The following is a 17544-nucleotide window of genomic DNA, read 5'->3' as shown; positions in this document are numbered from 1 at the left end:
TATCCCGCATCGCGCATTGTTGGCAAAATCATCAATTGTTAATTGACCTCTGTCAGTTAAAAATGCACCTGACTCAGGATAATTCCAACCACAAACAATAAGTTAGTCAGCAGTGCGCCTTTTACCGTGCGTTCCAGCATCGGTGGCATCGCTTTCGGGCTCAGCTCGCGCATCACAAAACGGGCCTGTTTAAACAGCAGCGGCGTGGCGAGCAGGAACAGCCAACCCCAGACGCTTTGCAACGAGAGCAGGTTAAACAGTGCCAGACAGACGATTGCGCCCGCGAGCAGGCAGGCATGGTAACGACGTGCGTTAACCGGTCCCAGGCGTACCACTAAAGTGATTTTGCCATTCTCTCTGTCGCTGTCGATGTCGCGCAGGTTATTGATGTTGAGCACGGCGGTCGCCAACAGACCGCAGGCGGTGGCAGGCAGGAAGATGGCCAGACTCAGCATGTGCGCCTGGAGATACCAGCTTCCCATCACGCTCAACCAGCCGAAGAAAATCAGTACCGAGACATCACCGAGGCCAATATAACCATAGGGGCGCTTGCCGACTGTGTAGGTGATAGCGGCGATAATGGACAGCCCGCCCAATACCACGAAACCGACAAAGTCTGCCACTGTATGCGTCGCTGCAAGCAGAAGCAGCAGACCCGAAATACAACTCAGCACAATGACGATGATGAGCGCACGCTTCATCTGCTCAAGGGAGATCGCCCCTTTTTGCATGCCGCGCAGAGGGCCGATACGGTCAGGCTTGTCGCTGCCTTTGACTGCGTCACCATAATCGTTAGCCAGATTGGAGAGAATTTGCAGCAGCCCGGCAGTGCTTAATGCGAGTACGGCGACCAGAGGATCGAAGAAACCCTGCCACCAGGCGAGCGCCGTGCCTACCACAATGGCGGCAAAGGCCAGGGGTAGCGTTTTAGGCCGCAGGCTTTCCAGCCAGGCCTGGGTACGGCTCAAAGGTTGTGTCTCAGTCATAGTCCCAGCCAATAATAAAAATGGGGGCATAAGCCCCCATCGATAATGATGAAAACATTGTGGCGGGGATTATAAGATAAAACGGCTCAGATCTTCATCTGCCACTAAAGCATCAAGATGCTTACCTACATAGTCTGCATCAATCGTAATACTTTCGCCGTTCAGGTCGCTCGCATCGTAGGAAATGTCTTCCATCAGACGCTCCAGCACGGTGTGCAGACGACGAGCACCGATGTTCTCGGTGGTTTCGTTAACCTGCCATGCCGCCTGAGCGATACGCTTGATGCCGTCGTCGGTAAACTCAATGTTCACGCCTTCGGTCGCCATCAATGCTTTGTACTGTACGGTGACAGACGCATTTGGCTCGGTCAGGATGCGTTCGAAATCTTCGGTGGTCAGCGCTTTCAGCTCGACGCGAATCGGCAGACGGCCCTGCAGCTCCGGGATCAAGTCTGACGGGCTGGCGACCTGGAACGCACCGGAGGCAATAAACAGGATGTGGTCAGTTTTGACCATGCCGTGTTTGGTGGAGACGGTGCAACCTTCCACCAGCGGCAGCAGATCGCGCTGAACGCCTTCGCGGGAGACATCCGGGCCGGAGGTGTTGCCACCACGCTTACAGATTTTGTCGATTTCATCGATGAAGACGATACCGTGCTGCTCAACCGCGTCGATAGCATCCTGTTTCAGCTCTTCCGGGTTCACCAGTTTGGCAGCTTCTTCTTCCACCAGCAGTTTCATGGCGTCTTTGATTTTCAGTTTGCGCGGCTTCTGCTTCTGGCCACCCAGGTTCTGGAACATCGACTGCAACTGGCTGGTCATCTCTTCCATGCCCGGAGGCGCCATGATTTCAACGCCCATCGGTGCAGCGGCGAGATCGATCTCAATCTCTTTGTCATCCAATTGGCCTTCGCGCAGTTTTTTGCGGAAGGACTGACGTGCTGCGGACGGCTCAGCCGGCTGCTCTGACTGGCCCCAGTTGTTTTTGGCCGGTGGGATCAGTACGTCCAGAATGCGCTCTTCTGCCATCTCTTCGGCACGATAGCGGTTTTTCTCGATGGACTGCACGCGTACCATTTTGATAGCAGAATCGGTCAGATCGCGGATGATAGAGTCCACTTCTTTACCGACATAGCCCACTTCGGTGAATTTGGTCGCTTCAACTTTGATGAAAGGCGCGTTTGCCAGCTTCGCCAGACGACGCGCAATCTCGGTTTTACCGACACCGGTCGGGCCGATCATCAGAATGTTTTTCGGGGTAACTTCGTGGCGCAGCTCTTCATCAAGCTGCATACGACGCCAGCGGTTACGCAGGGCGATAGCCACTGAACGCTTCGCCGCGTCCTGACCGATGATGTGTTTGTTCAGTTCGCTGACAATTTCGCGTGGGGTCATTTCAGACATGGGAAATCCTTACGCCTTGGAGGTCAATTCTTCGATGGTGTGGAAATGGTTGGTGTAGATACAGATATCACCGGCGATGTTTAATGCTTTCTCAGCAATGTCGCGCGCACCCATTTCGGTATTTTCCAGCAGTGCCCGTGCCGCTGCCTGTGCGTAGGGACCGCCTGAGCCAATGGCAATCAGGTCGTTCTCTGGCTGAATCACATCGCCGTTACCAGTGATGATCAGCGACGCGGTTTCGTCCGCGACGGCCAGCAATGCTTCGAGCTTGCGCAGCATGCGATCGGTACGCCAGTCTTTTGCCAGTTCTACAGCGGCTTTCACCAGATGACCTTGGTGCATTTCCAGTTTACGTTCAAAAAGTTCAAACAACGTGAAGGCATCCGCAGTGCCGCCGGCAAAGCCTGCGATGACTTTGTCGTTATACAAACGACGGACTTTTTTCACATTGCCTTTCATAACGGTATTGCCCAGTGTGGCCTGGCCATCACCGGCGATAACGACCTGGCCGTTACGGCGTACGCTTACTATTGTTGTCACGAGCAGACCCCCTGGTTAGGAATACAGAACATAAACCCCGTACAGGTACGGGGCTGAATGCAAGTATAGATGGGGGGGTTTTTGGGGGTTTCAACCCCCGGCGGCGAGACGGATGCAGTTTGTGTGACCGGCAATCTTCAGACGGCTGATGGTGCCATCGGCATTATCTTTGCCTTTAACGGGGCCAATGACCACGCGGTTCCAGCCATTGTTGCTGGTGATGCGTGAATCAAAACCTTCGAAGGCGAGCTGTGCGCGCACAGTTTCAGCCTGTTCCGATCCTTTGAATGAACCACATTGCACCATCCAGCGACGATCGTCTTTCTTCTCGGCGGTTGGTTTCGGTGCCTCTGTCTCGTGCGTTATTGGCGCACTTTGCTGCGTTTTCGGTGCGGTAGCTGCCGTATGCGCAGGCGTTTGCAGCAAATCCTGATAAGGCTGTTGGCTGCTGGTTGCCGGTTTCTGCGTCTGCGTTTGAGTCTGACGCGGCTGCTGCACCGGGGCGGTTTGCGCCGTACGGGGCTGCTGCTCAACAACACGAGGCTGCGTGCGAGGCTGTTCCGTGACCGTCGTTGACCACTGCTGCTGTTGCTGAACCTGCTGCTGAGCCTGACGCTGGCGCTGTAACGTTTGTTGGCGCTGTTCCGCTGTCTGTTCGTTCCACGGCACTTCATTGAGCTGAGTCGGCTGCTGACGCATGTCGGCCTGCATCTGGGCCAGCAACTGACGTTGCTCACCTGTCAGCTGATCCGCATTCTGCACTTCACCACCAGCAGAAGGTTCGGTTGGTGCACGCACGCCCGGCTGACGGCTTTCCAGCTCTTTAATATAACGCCAGCGTTCTTCCGGCTTCGGAGGCAGGCCATTTCCTGCCACTTTCTGGCTTTGCAGCGTTTCGGATTCTTCTTTTTTGTGGTGGGTAATAAAGTACAGACCACCGATAAAGGCCACGACCACGGCGGCAGCGATCGCGACCATCGCTGGTGAGACAGCAGACGAACTGCGTTGCTTTTTCCTTGGGCTACTCTTTTTCTGCCGCGAAGGCGCCGACTGGCTGCGGCGTACATAATCTCGTTGTGCCACTATCGTTTCGCTGTATTTATTTCGTTTATCAGCCCGCCATGTTACTTAAGCGACGGGCTTTTGACCAGAAGAGGGATTCTGATAACCCATTTACGTTAGGTCAGCGCTTTTGTCGAGCCACGAATGATCAATTCGCAGTCCAACAAGCGCGAACCACTACTGACATTATGTCCTTGTAGCTGATCCAGCAAGAGCAGCATCGATTCACGCCCGATATCGAAGCGGGGCTGAGCGACGGTGGTCAGCGGCGGGTCGCAGAATTCAGTCAGTGAAATGTTATCAAAACCGATGATGGATAAATCACGCGGGACATTCAGCCCGCGACGCTTGGCGTGGGACAGCGCCCCAAGAGCCATGATGTCGCTGTGGCAGAACACGGCTGTTGGCGGTTTCGGTAACGCCAGCAGTTGCTCCAGTGCATGACTTCCTGCGGCGAAGGTAAAATCACCGCGTGCAATATAGTGGGGGTCGACGGTAATGCCTGAGCGGCGAAGCGCCTGCACGTAACCCTGTAAGCGATAGTGGCAGAGCGGCATCTCTTCCGGCCCGGCGATACAGCCAATCAAGTGGTGGCCTTGCTCGCGCAGGTAGTTCACGGCGTTAAAGGCGGCGGTCAGGTTATCGATATGTACGGTCGGCAGCTCAAGCTCAGGTGCGAATTCGTTGGCCATCACCATTGGCGGCAGATTGCGTTGCTCTTCAATACTGGCATCAAACGGCAGACGCGATCCCAGCAGCAACATGCCATCGATCTGCTTGGTGATAATTAAGTCGATAAAGGTTTTTTCTTGCTGATTCTGGTGGGCACAGTCGCCAATCAGGACCAGATAGCCATTTTCCGCAGCGGTAACTTCAATGCCGCGAATAATCTCGCTAAAGAAGGGATCGCAAATGTCGGGCACAATCACCAGGATGGTCCGGGATTCATTGCGTTTTACGTTACGCCCCATTGCCTGTGGCAGGTAACCCACTTCCATCGCCGCCTGCTCTACCCGATTGCGGGTAGCCTGCGACACCTTGTCTGGATTCATTAATGCACGGGATACCGTTGCGGTCGACACATTCGCTTTAACGGCAACATCTTTCATGGTCGCAGCAGCAACCGGGTTCCTGGTCTTCACCTTCTTCTCCTCGCCTGCGCGGCGCACGCGCAGAGACATTTTTATCAGATAGTTAACCCGACCGGTTACAGTATTTTCATTAAAAGTGTGATGAGAGTTAAATTTTTAGACCCGCCTCGCAACCTTAGCTCTCGATAGGGTCCACATCCAATGTCCATTTCACTTTGCGTGCTTCTGGCAGCGTGTTGATGAGTGCAAGCGTCCCGCTGATGACCTGTTGCAGGCGGACGCGAGAAGGATGCTGGAGTAAAAGTTGCCAGCGCCAGCGACCGGCGCGTTTCGGGGCGAGGGCAGGGACCGGGCCTAACACCCAGAGTTGTGGGTCAGCCAGCGGGCTGGCCTGCAGCAAGTTCTTCAGTTGCTGCAGGAAGAGTGGGGCCTGCTGGTTGTTGTGATCTTCTGCGCGGATGATCACGTGGCTGGTCCAGGGTGGAAGCTGCATGGTCTGGCGTTCGGCCAGCGCCTGCTCCGCGAAGGTGTCATAACCTTTATGCAGAAGCGTTTGCAGTAGTGGGTGCTCCGGGTGGTGAGTTTGCAGCACCACTTCACCCTGTTTTCCTGCGCGTCCGGCACGCCCGGAGACCTGGGTATACAGTTGGGCAAAACGCTCGGCGGCACGAAAGTCGGCCGAGAACAGCGCACCGTCCACATCCAGCAAGGCCACCAGGGTGACGTCGGGGAAGTGGTGACCTTTGGCCAGCATCTGCGTGCCAATCAAAATACGCGCACCGCCGCGATGCACATCGGCAAGATGCTGCTCCAGTGCGCCTTTGCGGCTGGTGGTGTCGCGGTCAACGCGGGATATCGGCACGGCAGGAAACAGTGGCGTCAGCGCTTGTTCGAGCTGCTCTGTTCCCAGACCTACAGGTGTCAAATGGGTTGAACCACATGAGGGGCACTGACGCGGCACCTGGCGCTGGCTGTCACAATGATGGCAGCGAAGCTGGTGCTGCGCCTGATGCAGCGTGTAGTAGTGATCGCAGCGAGGACATTCGGCAATCCAGCCGCAGTCGTGGCAGATAAGCGCAGGGGCAAATCCACGGCGGTTGAGGAAGAGGATGACCTGATTGCCCGCCTGTAAATGTTGGCGCATACGGTTAATCAGCGCGGGTGACAAACCGGCCTGTAATGCCTGGCCTTTTAAATCCAGCACGTGTTGCAGCGCCGGGCGAGCCCCGCCAGCACGTCGCGTCAGACGCAGCATATGGTATTTGCGCGCCCGTACGTTGTGCAGCGTTTCCAGCGCCGGTGTCGCAGAGCCTAAAATAATCGGGATCTGTTCGCTATGCGCGCGGTACACCGCCAGATCGCGTGCGTGATAGCGCCAGCCTTCCTGCTGTTTATAGGAGCTATCGTGCTCTTCATCTATTACGATGACGCCGAGATTCTTAAACGGTGTGAACAGTGCCGAACGGGTTCCGATAACAATCGCCGCCTCGCCATTTTTCGCTTTCAGCCAGGCGGATAAACGCTCGCTGTCGTTCAGGCCAGAGTGCAGTACCTCGACGGGCGCGGCAAAGCGTTCGCGAAAGCGGGCGATTGTTTGTGGTGTCAGGCCAATTTCCGGCACCATGACCAGCGCCTGTTTGCCCTGTGACAGCGTGTTTTCCAGCACGCTCAGGTAGACCTCGGTTTTGCCGGAGCCGGTCACCCCCGCCAGCAGCCAGGCAGAGAATCTGTCGTCCGCGCTGCGAATCGCCCCCACGGCGGTGGCTTGTTCGGTATTCAGCCTCAGACGATCGCCGCACACCGTAAAGTTCGTGCGCCAGTCCTGCCACGCAGGCTCTTCGCTGTTCAGCTCTGCCAGCCCTTTGGTGCGTAATGACTGTAGTGCGGCTTCGGTGAAATCGAGTTCGGCGACCTGATGGCGCCAGATTCTTCCCTGGCGCAACGCCGCAAGCGCCTGCTGCTGTTTGGGGGAGCGTTTGAGAGAATGAATGTCGACGGCCAGGCCCTGCTCAGTGGCAAACCAGAACCACTGTACGGCCGCGCTGGCTGGTTTACCCTGGCGTAGCAGAATGGGCAAAGCGTTGGAAAGCACGTCGCCAATCGGGTGGTGATAATAATCCGCAGCCCAGAGAAGCAGTCGCCAGAGTGACCCGGCGAGCACCGGTTCGCCATCCAGCACCTCAATGACGGGTTTGAGCTCATCCAGCGGCAGTTCACTTTGTTCGCTGACGGCCACCACAATCCCCACGCGCTCTTGCTTACCAAAAGGCACGCGCACGCGACAGCCTGCACGGGCGACCATGCTTTCAGGCAAGCGGTAGTCGAAGGTGCGAGGTAACGGTACGGGTAGCGCAACGTGAGCGACAGACATTTCAGGATCCTGACTTGAAAACTGGCGGGATAGTATACACATTGTTGTCGGTGGGGCGCGGATCAGTTTGCATACGCTGGTTAATTTCTGTATGATTCGCCGCCTTTGGTGCGTATTCGCGCAGCAGAGATACACTAATACATTAACTTCGCGTGGTGTCTGGCGTTAGGGCTGGAAGAGCGACGCGGCCTTAAACTGAGGTTTCCCATGAAAAAAGGTATTCACCCAAATTACACCGAAATTACTGCAAACTGTTCTTGCGGTAATTCTATCAAAATCCGCTCAACCGTAGGTCACGACCTGAACCTCGACGTATGCGGCCAGTGCCACCCGTTCTACACTGGCAAACAGCGTGATGTTGCTACCGGTGGCCGTGTTGACCGCTTCAACAAGCGTTTCAGCATCCCAGGCAGCAAGTAAGTTGCCCGATGAAAAAAGCGCCGTAAGGCGCTTTTTTTGTGCCCAAATTCTGCATCTCCCTCTGTTCTCCCCGTTCCCACTTCTTAGCTGATTTTTCCTTTTTGTAACACTGGTTCTTTTGATTTGGTACATCGTTTCTTTTTTAAATATCTATTGTTTCAGTTGGTGATATGACGCTTACCAACCTTTGCTTTTTTGCCACGAATAGAAAACCCTGGCAAAATCTAAAAGGTTTGTACATTTACACTAAAATACAATTCCCCACGTTCTGACATTCTTTTAAATCTGTAGCTTTGAATTTCACTTGTTACGCTGGCCTGGGGATTATCAGCTACATATTTTCTTTTATTGAATTACGTCAAAGAGGAATTTTCATGAAGCTGAAATATGCATTATTACTGCTGCCTGTAATAGCAGGGGCTGCGCACGCCGGTTATGTGGATTATCGTCATGAATATTATGATGATGGCCGCAACTACGATCGTGTTTATATGTCTCAGCGTTTTGCCAGCGGTTTTGGTGTGGCATTAGAAGGTATTTCCCGTTCAGATGATGCGGAAGCTAAAAAGCCGCTTAACAACATGGAAACGAACGGTATTGAATACACAGCAAACTATCAGTTTACCTGGAGTAATCTGGTATGGTTGCCAGGCATTGCCATCGAAACGGATGAAAATCAGACCATTTATAAGCCGTTCGTGCGCGTTCAGTACAACATCAACGAAAGCTGGTGGACTGCCTTCCGTTACCGTTTCGAATACACTCGCCGTAACGCTGAGGGGCGTGATGACCGCCGCGTTAACCGCCCGGAAGTGTGGCTTGGCTATAATACCGGGAACTGGATGTTTGAACTAAACGGTATTTATAAATTCGCGGAAGCTGAAAATCTTTATAATAATACTAAACGCGATTATGAATATAATGGCCGTATTGCTTATAAATTTGGCTCCTGGGTTCCATTTGTTGAAGTGGGTAACGTTTCCTCAGGCTACAAAACGGCAATCACTGACGACCGCCAGACCCGTTATCGTGTCGGTCTGGGTTATAATTTCTAATACCCTCTTGTTCTGTGTCTAAATAAAACGACGGCAATATTTATTGTCGTCGTATGTCATCGCAATTTTTAAGTCGAAATATTTATTTTCCAGTCGCTGGATCTAAATATGTCTACGCGCAAAACAGATCCATGGAATTTATCAACCCTATAGCTCTGGGAATTTTTCTGAGACAGGTGTGACGACTTTTATTCGTCCGTAATCGTGCAAAACTCAACGGATGGCATCAGATTTGAGCTGTTTTTTGTGATGAGTATCACAAAATTCTTGTCGAATTTTTACAACAGGCCTATGCTTTTCACTGCGAAAACATCCATCAAACAACGCGTGGAAGGCCATTATCATGTTGAATGCAATCAAAAATGTCGTTGTGTCTTACTTTATCTCTCTGTCAGAAGTTCACCCTGAAGTGACGCGCTTCTGATTCAGACACCGCACAACAAACAAAAAAGGCAGAAGATATCTTCTGCCTTTTTTTGTATCAGTATTCCCACGTATCGGGGTCGATACCCAGTTCACGCATGATCACTTTGGCTTCTTCCGGGATTTCGTCGCTGCGTTCTTTACGCAGGTCTTCATCGTTGGGCAGAGGCTGGCCGGTAAACGCATGCAGGAATGCCTCACACAGCAGTTCGCTGTTGGTGGCATGACGCAGGTTGTTGACCTGTCGACGGGTGCGTTCATCGGTGAGGATTTTTAACACCTTCAGAGGAATGGAAACCGTAATTTTTTTTACTTGTTCACTCTTCTTACCGTGCTCAGCGTAGGGGCTGATATATTCGCCGGTCCATTCAGCCATGAGATACCTTTAATCCTCTCAGTCATTAATAGAAGGTCAGAACCTGGGTAACGCGCAGTGCCCGGACCGTAATCCCGCGTAGTTTACCGTAGAGTCACTACTGTGACACGGTGTATCGCGCGACGTTGCTTCACTAAAGCATATAATTTTAACGGCTATTGCGCATTTGCTCAATCTATACGCAAAGAAGTTTAGATGTCCAGATGTATTGACGTCCATTAATCCAGTGTTTACTCTGTGACCTGACTTTTCATCCATTAAGCCAGGAAGCCTCCATCATGACGCGTAAACAGGCCACCATTGCAGTGCGTAGCGGATTGAACGATGACGAGCAGTACGGCTGCGTTGTCCCGCCTATCCACCTCTCCAGCACCTATAACTTCACCGGATTTAACGAACCGCGCGCGCATGACTATTCGCGTCGTGGCAACCCTACGCGTGATGTTACCCAGCGTGCGCTGGCAGAACTGGAAGGTGGTGCCGGAGCGGTACTGACGAATACCGGCATGTCGGCTATTCACCTGGTGACCACGGTGTACCTGAATCCAGGTGACTTGTTGGTAGCGCCTCACGACTGCTACGGCGGCAGCTACCGTTTGTTTGATAGCCTGGCGAAACGTGGGCACTATAAAGTTTTGTTTGTCGATCAGGGTGATGAGCAGGCATTAAAAGCCGCCCTGGCGCAAAAACCGAAACTGGTGCTGGTGGAAAGTCCGAGCAACCCATTGTTGCGCGTCGTGGATATTGCGAAAATCTGCCAGCTGGCGCGTGAGGCCGGGGCGGTGAGCGTGGTAGATAACACCTTTATGAGTCCGGCACTGCAAAACCCGCTGGCGTTGGGCGCAGATTTGGTATTGCATTCATGTACTAAATACCTGAACGGCCACTCCGATGTGGTTGCCGGCGTTGTGATTGCAAAAGACCCCGAGACTGTCACGGAACTGGCATGGTGGGCGAATAATATCGGCGTCACCGGCAGTGCCTTCGACAGTTACCTGCTGCTGCGTGGTATTCGCACGCTCTCGCCACGCATGGAAGTGGCACAGCGTAATGCCCAGGCGATTGTCGACTTCCTGAAGACGCAGCCGCTGGTCAAAAAACTGTATCACCCGTCTCTGCCGGAAAATCAAGGGCATGAAATTGCCGCTCGCCAGCAAAAGGGCTTTGGGGCAATGTTGAGTTTTGAACTGGATGGCGATGAGCAAACACTGCGTCGCTTCTTAAGCGGGCTGTCATTATTCACACTGGCGGAATCTTTAGGTGGGGTTGAAAGCTTGATCTCCCACGCTGCCACCATGACACACGCGGGCATGGCGCCGGAAGCACGTGCCGCCGCCGGAATTTCTGAGACGCTGCTGCGTATCTCAACCGGCATTGAAGATGGTGAAGATTTGATTGCCGATCTGGAAAATGGCTTCCGGATCGCAGCTGAGGGATAAACATGAGTGTGAATGCGCAGGCAGGGGCGAAGGTACGCCAGCTGCACAAATTTGGTGGGAGTAGTCTGGCTGACGTGAAATGTTACCTGCGCGTGGCAGGGATCATGAACGAGTACTCGCAACCTGGCGACATGATGGTCGTCTCGGCAGCGGGCAGCACCACCAACCAGTTGATCAGCTGGCTGAAGTTAAGTCAGACCGATCGCCTCTCTGCGCATCAGGTTCAACAGTCGCTGCGGCGTTATCAGAGCGAATTGATTTCCGGTCTGCTGCCTGCCGATGTGGCGGACGGGCTGACCAGTGATTTTATTCGTGATCTCGAACGCCTGGCCGGTTTACTGGATGGCGGGATCACCGATGCGGTCTACGCCGAAGTGGTGGGTCACGGTGAAATCTGGTCTGCCCGTTTGATGTCTGCCGTTCTGAATGAGCAGGGGTTAGAAGCGGCCTGGCTTGATGCGCGTGAGTTTTTGCGCGCCGAGCGTGCCGCTCAACCTCAGGTGAATGAAGGGACGTCCTGGCCGCTACTGCAACAGCTGCTGGCGCAGCACCCGGGAAAACGCATCGTGGTGACGGGCTTTATCAGCCGTAATGACGCGGGTGAAACCGTGCTGCTGGGGCGTAACGGTTCTGACTATTCAGCGACCCAGGTCGGTGCGTTGGGCGGCGTGTCACGCGTGACCATCTGGAGCGATGTGGCCGGGGTGTACAGTGCTGACCCACGTAAAGTGAAAGATGCCTGTCTGCTGCCACTGCTGCGCCTTGATGAAGCCAGTGAACTGGCGCGTCTGGCCGCCCCGGTTCTGCACGCCCGCACCCTGCAGCCAGTTTCCGGCAGTAATATCGATTTGCAACTGCGTTGTAGCTACAACCCGGAGCAGGGTTCCACGCGTATTGAACGTGTTTTGGCTTCGGGCACGGGTGCGCGTATTGTCACCAGCCACGACGATGTCTGCCTGATTGAGTTCCAGGTGCCCGCCGGGCAGGATTTCAAACTGGCGCACAAAGATATCGATCTGATTCTGAAGCGTGGACAGGTGCGCCCGCTGGCAACAGGGGTTCATGCTGACCGTAACCTGCTGCAGCTTTGCTACACCTCGGAAGTGGTGGACAGCGTCTTTAAACTGCTGGATGAAGCGGGTTTGCCGGGTGAATTGCGTCTGCGTCAGGGGCTGGCGCTGGTCGCGCTGGTGGGGGCAGGTGTTTGCCGCAATCCTCTGCACAGTCACCGCTTCTGGCAACAACTAAAAGGACAGCCGGTCGAGTTTATCTCTCAGTCTGACGAAGGCATCAGCCTGGTGGCGGTGCTGCGCGTCGGGCCAACGGAAAGTCTGATTCAGGGCCTGCACCAGTCGCTATTCCGTGCGGAAAAACGCATCGGTCTGGTGCTGTTTGGCAAAGGCAATATCGGTTCGCGCTGGCTGGAGCTGTTTGCCCGCGAGCAGAGTGCGCTCTCTGCCCGTACCGGGTTTGAATTTGTGCTCTCGGGTGTCGTGGATAGCAGCCGTAGCTTGCTGAACTATGAAGGGCTGGATGCCAGTCGGGCGCTGGCCTTCTTTAATGATGAAGCCGTTGAGCAGGATGAAGAGTCGCTGTTCCTGTGGATGCGTGCACACCCGTATGACGATCTGGTGGTGCTGGATGTCACCGCCAGTGAACAACTCGCCAGTCAGTATCTTGATTTCGCCAGCCACGGTTTCCATGTGATCAGCGCCAACAAGCTGGCCGGGGCGAGCGATAGCAATATGTATCGCCAGATTCATGATGCGTTTGAAAAAACCGGGCGTCGCTGGCTTTATAACGCCACCGTTGGCGCAGGTTTGCCGGTTAACCACACCGTGCGAGATCTTATCGACAGTGGCGACAGTATCCTGGCGATCAGCGGGATTTTCTCCGGCACGCTCTCCTGGCTGTTCCTGCAGTTTGACGGGACAGTGCCGTTCACGGACCTGGTGGACCAGGCCTGGCAGCAGGGGCTGACCGAGCCGGACCCGCGTGTCGATCTTTCTGGTAAAGATGTGATGCGCAAGCTGGTGATCCTCGCCCGTGAAGCGGGTTATGACATCGAGCCGGATCAGGTTCGTGTGGAGTCACTGGTACCCGCCGAGTGTGAAGAGGGGTCAATCGATCACTTCTTCGAAAATGGTGATGAGCTGAATGAGCAGATGGTGCAACGGTTAGAAGCCGCCCGTGAAATGGGACTGGTGCTGCGTTACGTTGCCCGTTTTGATGCCAATGGCAAAGCACGTGTAGGTGTTGAAGCCGTGCGTCCGGAACATCCGCTGGCTTCGCTACTGCCGTGCGACAACGTGTTTGCGATTGAAAGCCGCTGGTATCGTGATAATCCGCTGGTTATCCGCGGCCCAGGGGCAGGGCGCGACGTGACCGCCGGGGCGATTCAGTCTGATATCAATCGCCTGGCGCAGCTGCTCTAATTTCCCTTCACCCTCTCCCCACTGGGGAGAGGGAAAAATTTGTTCTCCATCCTGAAGTTTTTTCATTTTCACTGAAGATTCCTCACACATAATAGTGATTTTCCAGTTGACGTTCGTCCGCTTTTCCGTCATTTTTACATCCAGACGTCTAAACGGATAGATGTTTGTAGCGCAATAAATAACAACACGCGATTGATGAGGTAAGGTATGAGCTTTTTTCACGCCAACCAGCGAGAAGCCCTGAATCAGAGCCTGGCTGAAGTGCACGGACAGATTAATGTGTCATTTGAATTTTTTCCGCCGCGCACCAGTGAAATGGAACAGACCCTCTGGAACTCCATCGATCGTCTGAGCATTCTCAAACCGAAGTTTGTCTCCGTGACCTACGGTGCGAATTCGGGCGAGCGTGACCGTACCCACAGCATCATCAAAGGCATTAAAGACCGTACCGGTCTGGAAGCTGTGCCGCATCTGACCTGTATTGATGCCTCACCTGATGAGCTGCGTGCTATCGCAAAAGATTACTGGGATAACGGCATTCGCCATATCGTGGCACTGCGCGGCGATTTACCGCCAGGCAGCGGTAAACCGGATATGTATGCGGCCGATCTGGTGACGTTACTGAAAGACGTCGCAGATTTTGATATCTCCGTTGCTGCCTACCCGGAAGTCCATCCGGAGGCGAAAAGCGCACAGGCGGATCTGCTTAACCTGAAACGCAAAGTGGATGCAGGCGCTAACCGCGCCATCACCCAGTTCTTCTTCGATGTGGAAAGCTATTTGCGCTTCCGCGACCGCTGTGTGGCGGCGGGTATTGATGTGGAAATCATTCCGGGGATCCTGCCAGTCTCAAACTTCAAGCAGGCGAAGAAATTTGCCGATATGACCAACGTGCGCATTCCGGCATGGATGTCGCAAATGTTTGCCGGGCTGGATGACGATGCTGAAACCCGCAAGCTGGTGGGAGCGAGCATCGCCATGGATATGGTGAAAATCCTCAGCCGCGAAGGGGTTAAGGATTTCCATTTCTACACGCTGAACCGTGCGGAAATGAGCTACGCCATTTGCCACACGCTGGGCGTACGCCCGACAGTCTGATTTTGCGCAACGCGCCGGATGTTCGCGTCATCCGGCCACGCTAAACGCCACCTCACCAGTACAGAAGGTGGTGTGCACATCATAGTTATCTTCCAGCACCACAATATCGGCATCATACCCACGCTGCAGTTTGCCTTTATGCCCCTCAACGCCGAGCAGTCGCGCCGGGTTGAGCGTGCAGGATTTCAGCGCTGCGCCGAAAGGCACCATCGCCCCTTCCACCATATTGTATAAACCGCGGTTTAGATGCAGCGTACTGCCGACCAGCACGCCATTTTCCCGCCGTGTTGCACCGTCTTCGCCCAATATCATCGGTTCACCGCCGAACATGTAGCGTCCGGGCGGGCAGCCTTTTGATTTCATCGAGTCGCTGATCATGATGACATCATCGTCATTTTTAAGCCGGTAAAGATGAGACGCGGACACCAGGCTGACAAAGATACCGTCAGCTATGATTTCGCCGTACAGCCCGTCCAGGCGAAAAGCCGCACCCAACAGCCCCGGTTCACGATTCACATATTTCGCCATGCCGTTATAGACGTGAGTGACGTTTTTCGCGCCATTGGCGATCGCTTCCAGCACCTGCTCGAAGGAGGCATTCGAGTGCCCCATGTTGACGACAATCCCTTTTTGCGCGCAGTAGCGGGTGAGGGCGAGCCCTGCATCCTCTTCCGGGGCAAGCGTTATGGCGATGATTCGGTTACGTGCGGCTTTCTCAAAGGCTTCAAATTCAACAACGCTTGCCGGGCGGATCTGTTTTTCCGGTTGTGCGCCACGGTACTGTTGGCACAGGAACGGACCTTCAAGATGAATCCCCAGTATCTCTGCCCCCCGGTAGTCCTCATCCATCACCTGCGAAATATTGCCGAGTGCGGTAAGCAGCGTGGCATCTTCGTCTGTTACCGTGGTCGGGCAGAATGCCGTTACGCCTTCAGCGGGAAGGTTTGCTGCCCAGCGGCGAAGCCCTTCAGGATCGTTTTCGTTGGTGTCGTAATCCCATCCGCCGTGGGCGTGGCTGTCAATCAGGCCAGGGATAATGCGCCGTGTGCCAAAATCATGGGTTGCGTTGCCTGTAAGCCCCATCGCTATATGACTGATGCGGCCATCCTCAACGGTAATATGCGCCGGGAAAAATCCCCCGGACAGCCAGACACGCTCACTTTGGATAACCATATTTCACCTCAGGGAAGGAATGAGTGATGCTGCTTCCCGATCGCAAATGATAGTCACGTCAGGGTGAAGCAACAGGAAAGAGGCCGGGAAAAAGGGGTCGACAGTCTTGCATTCAAAGAGCTGTTTCATGACCGGTGCTTTTGACACACCGCTGGCAATCAGTACGATCTCTTTGCTTTTGAGGATAGTTCCCATGCCGAGGGTGATAGCCTGGCGTGGCACATCTTCACGGCGATCGAAGAAGCGGGCGTTGGCTTCAATGGTCTCCTCATTGAGATCGATAACGTGGCACACCGGGCTATGGGTGGCGTGGGGCTCGTTAAAGCCGATATGCCCGTCATGACCAATACCCAGTACGGTCAGATCAAAATCCCCAAGTTTCACAATCGCTTGCTCATAGCGCGCACACTCGGCAAGAAGATCGTCAGCCAGCACATCAGGGACAAAGCGGTTTGCCATCGGCAGCCTGACATGCTGGTAGAAATAGTGGTCGAGGAACCAGTAATAACTCTGCGGATCCTCTTTTTTTAGCGGGATGTATTCATCGATGTTGAAGGAAAAGGCCTGGGAAAAATCGACGTTTTCCTCCTGCGCCATGCGGCTCATTTCCTGCAACAGGCCCACTGGCGTGCCGCCGGTCGGCAGTGCCATCACCAGATTGGGTTTTCGCGCCAGCGCTTGTGCTACGCGATTGGCCGCAAGCTGACTCATCTCATCGTAGTTATCAGTAAGGGTAAAATTCAGCATCTGTTTTCCTTAACCGCCGAGAGTGGCTTTCAGGCCGATCTCTTCAGCATACTGTTTTGTCTGGTCAATCATCCCCCGCTCCAGGGGCGGAAGATCGTTGAGTAAATAAGGCATATCGAGCTTGTGATATTTGCCGATGCCATAAATGTGGTATTCGAGGATATCCACCTGCGATACGGCGCTGCCGAGGCTGTGGATAAAATCGAGACGTTTGCGGATGTCTTCTGGCTGATCGTTTTGCGTCGGCACGATCACCATGCGAGCCAACATGGGCTTGCCCGTTGCGGCGATCGCTTTGGCGTTCTCCAGGATCAAACGGTTGTCTACGCCGGTACAGGCAAGATGAATTTCCGGATCAAAGGCTTTGAAATCAAAAGAGACCAGGTCGACTGCCTCCACCAGTGGTTGCAGCTTCTCCCGACGGATATTGCCTGCGGTGTCGAGACAGACATGCACGCCTTCTGCTTTCAGAAAATGCACCGTTTCACGTACAAATTCAGCCTGTAGCGCAGGCTCTCCCCCGGAGAAGGTGACACCGCCGCCGCTGGTGTCGTAAAAGGTTTTATCCCTCAGCAGCAGATCTGCCAGGTCACGGGAGGTCATCTCTTTGCCGACTTTTTCATAAGCCTCGTAAGGGCAGATTTCCACCATCTCGATCAGGTTGCTGCACTGCTTACGGTCAATGTTTACCCCCTCGCCAGGTTCAGCGAGGGTAATGGCATTGTTGGCTGCCGCCTGCACGCAGGAACCGCACTGGCGGCAGCGTTCTTTAAACCAGAACACGTTGAAGCCAGGCTTGAGGGTCTCCGGATTCGCACACCACAAACAGCGCAGATTGCACTGTTGCATAAACACGGTGGTGCGTAGCCCAGGGCCGTCTTTGGTGGAGTAGCGTTGAATGCGAGATATCAAGCCTGTTTTCAT

Annotated in this window: 15 protein-coding genes; 5 read left to right on the top strand and 10 right to left on the bottom strand. The window is 54.1% G+C overall.

The window, feature by feature from the left end; genetic code table 11:
• Positions 1-56: 56 nt before the first annotated feature.
• From menA to priA, 6 genes are all read right to left on the bottom strand, one after another.
• Complete coding sequence (gene menA, locus AC5JPW_RS02820; protein WP_494238162.1) at positions 57-986, bottom strand: 1,4-dihydroxy-2-naphthoate polyprenyltransferase; 930 nt, start codon at positions 984-986, stop codon at positions 57-59.
• 69 nt (positions 987-1055) lie between these two features.
• On the bottom strand, positions 1056-2390 hold the full coding sequence (gene hslU, locus AC5JPW_RS02815; RefSeq protein ID WP_494238161.1) for an ATP-dependent protease ATPase subunit HslU: 1335 nt from the start codon (positions 2388-2390) through the stop codon (positions 1056-1058).
• Positions 2391-2399: 9 nt separating this feature from the next.
• Positions 2400-2930, bottom strand: a complete 531-nt coding sequence (gene hslV, locus AC5JPW_RS02810) for an ATP-dependent protease subunit HslV (protein WP_494238160.1) — start codon at positions 2928-2930, stop codon at positions 2400-2402.
• Between the two features lie 90 nt (positions 2931-3020).
• Positions 3021-4013 carry a cell division protein FtsN gene (gene ftsN / locus AC5JPW_RS02805; protein WP_494238159.1) on the bottom strand — a complete coding sequence of 331 codons (993 nt, stop codon included), beginning with the start codon at positions 4011-4013 and terminating at the stop codon, positions 3021-3023.
• A 95-nt stretch (positions 4014-4108) separates the two neighbouring features.
• On the bottom strand, positions 4109-5173 hold the full coding sequence (cytR, locus tag AC5JPW_RS02800) for a DNA-binding transcriptional regulator CytR (protein ID WP_494238158.1): 1065 nt from the start codon (positions 5171-5173) through the stop codon (positions 4109-4111).
• A gap of 85 nt (positions 5174-5258) precedes the next feature.
• Positions 5259-7454: a primosomal protein N' gene (gene priA, locus AC5JPW_RS02795; protein WP_494238157.1), complete on the bottom strand. Its 2196-nt coding sequence runs from the start codon at positions 7452-7454 to the stop codon at positions 5259-5261.
• 207 nt (positions 7455-7661) lie between these two features.
• Here priA and rpmE point away from each other — a divergent pair, with 207 nt between their 5' ends.
• Together rpmE and AC5JPW_RS02785 are read left to right on the top strand one after the other, a co-directional pair.
• The gene (rpmE, locus tag AC5JPW_RS02790) at positions 7662-7874 is read left to right on the top strand and encodes a 50S ribosomal protein L31 (protein ID WP_437432262.1); all 213 of its coding nucleotides are present in this window, start codon (positions 7662-7664) and stop codon (positions 7872-7874) included.
• 374 nt (positions 7875-8248) lie between these two features.
• Complete coding sequence (locus tag AC5JPW_RS02785) at positions 8249-8929, top strand: oligogalacturonate-specific porin KdgM family protein (protein ID WP_494238156.1); 681 nt, start codon at positions 8249-8251, stop codon at positions 8927-8929.
• 481 nt (positions 8930-9410) lie between these two features.
• Here AC5JPW_RS02785 and metJ read toward each other — a convergent pair whose 3' ends face one another.
• Positions 9411-9728, bottom strand: a complete 318-nt coding sequence (gene metJ, locus AC5JPW_RS02780) for a met regulon transcriptional regulator MetJ (RefSeq protein WP_437888660.1) — start codon at positions 9726-9728, stop codon at positions 9411-9413.
• A 278-nt stretch (positions 9729-10006) separates the two neighbouring features.
• Between metJ and metB the strand changes: the two genes are divergently transcribed.
• The 3 genes from metB (at position 10007) to metF (ending at position 14700) form a co-directional block, all read left to right on the top strand.
• Positions 10007-11167: a cystathionine gamma-synthase gene (metB, locus tag AC5JPW_RS02775; protein ID WP_494238155.1), complete on the top strand. Its 1161-nt coding sequence runs from the start codon at positions 10007-10009 to the stop codon at positions 11165-11167.
• A 2-nt stretch (positions 11168-11169) separates the two neighbouring features.
• The gene (locus AC5JPW_RS02770) at positions 11170-13602 is read left to right on the top strand and encodes a bifunctional aspartate kinase/homoserine dehydrogenase II (protein WP_494238154.1); all 2433 of its coding nucleotides are present in this window, start codon (positions 11170-11172) and stop codon (positions 13600-13602) included.
• A gap of 207 nt (positions 13603-13809) precedes the next feature.
• Positions 13810-14700 (top strand): methylenetetrahydrofolate reductase, encoded by an 891-nt coding sequence (metF, locus tag AC5JPW_RS02765; RefSeq protein WP_494238153.1) that lies wholly within the window; start codon positions 13810-13812, stop codon positions 14698-14700.
• A 27-nt stretch (positions 14701-14727) separates the two neighbouring features.
• Here metF and nagA read toward each other — a convergent pair whose 3' ends face one another.
• Genes nagA through AC5JPW_RS02750 form a run of 3 tightly spaced genes read right to left on the bottom strand, consistent with a single transcriptional unit; the run spans position 14728 to position 17544 of the window.
• The gene (nagA, locus tag AC5JPW_RS02760; RefSeq protein WP_494238152.1) at positions 14728-15873 is read right to left on the bottom strand and encodes an N-acetylglucosamine-6-phosphate deacetylase; all 1146 of its coding nucleotides are present in this window, start codon (positions 15871-15873) and stop codon (positions 14728-14730) included.
• Positions 15874-15876: 3 nt separating this feature from the next.
• Positions 15877-16620, bottom strand: a complete 744-nt coding sequence (gene nagB, locus AC5JPW_RS02755) for a glucosamine-6-phosphate deaminase (protein ID WP_494238151.1) — start codon at positions 16618-16620, stop codon at positions 15877-15879.
• A gap of 9 nt (positions 16621-16629) precedes the next feature.
• Entirely contained in the window at positions 16630-17544 is a 915-nt protein-coding gene (locus AC5JPW_RS02750) for a glycyl-radical enzyme activating protein (RefSeq protein ID WP_494238150.1), read from the bottom strand.

The sequence above is a fragment of the Phytobacter sp. genome, assembly GCF_059074235.1.
This window is presented reverse-complemented; position numbering and strand designations above follow the sequence as displayed.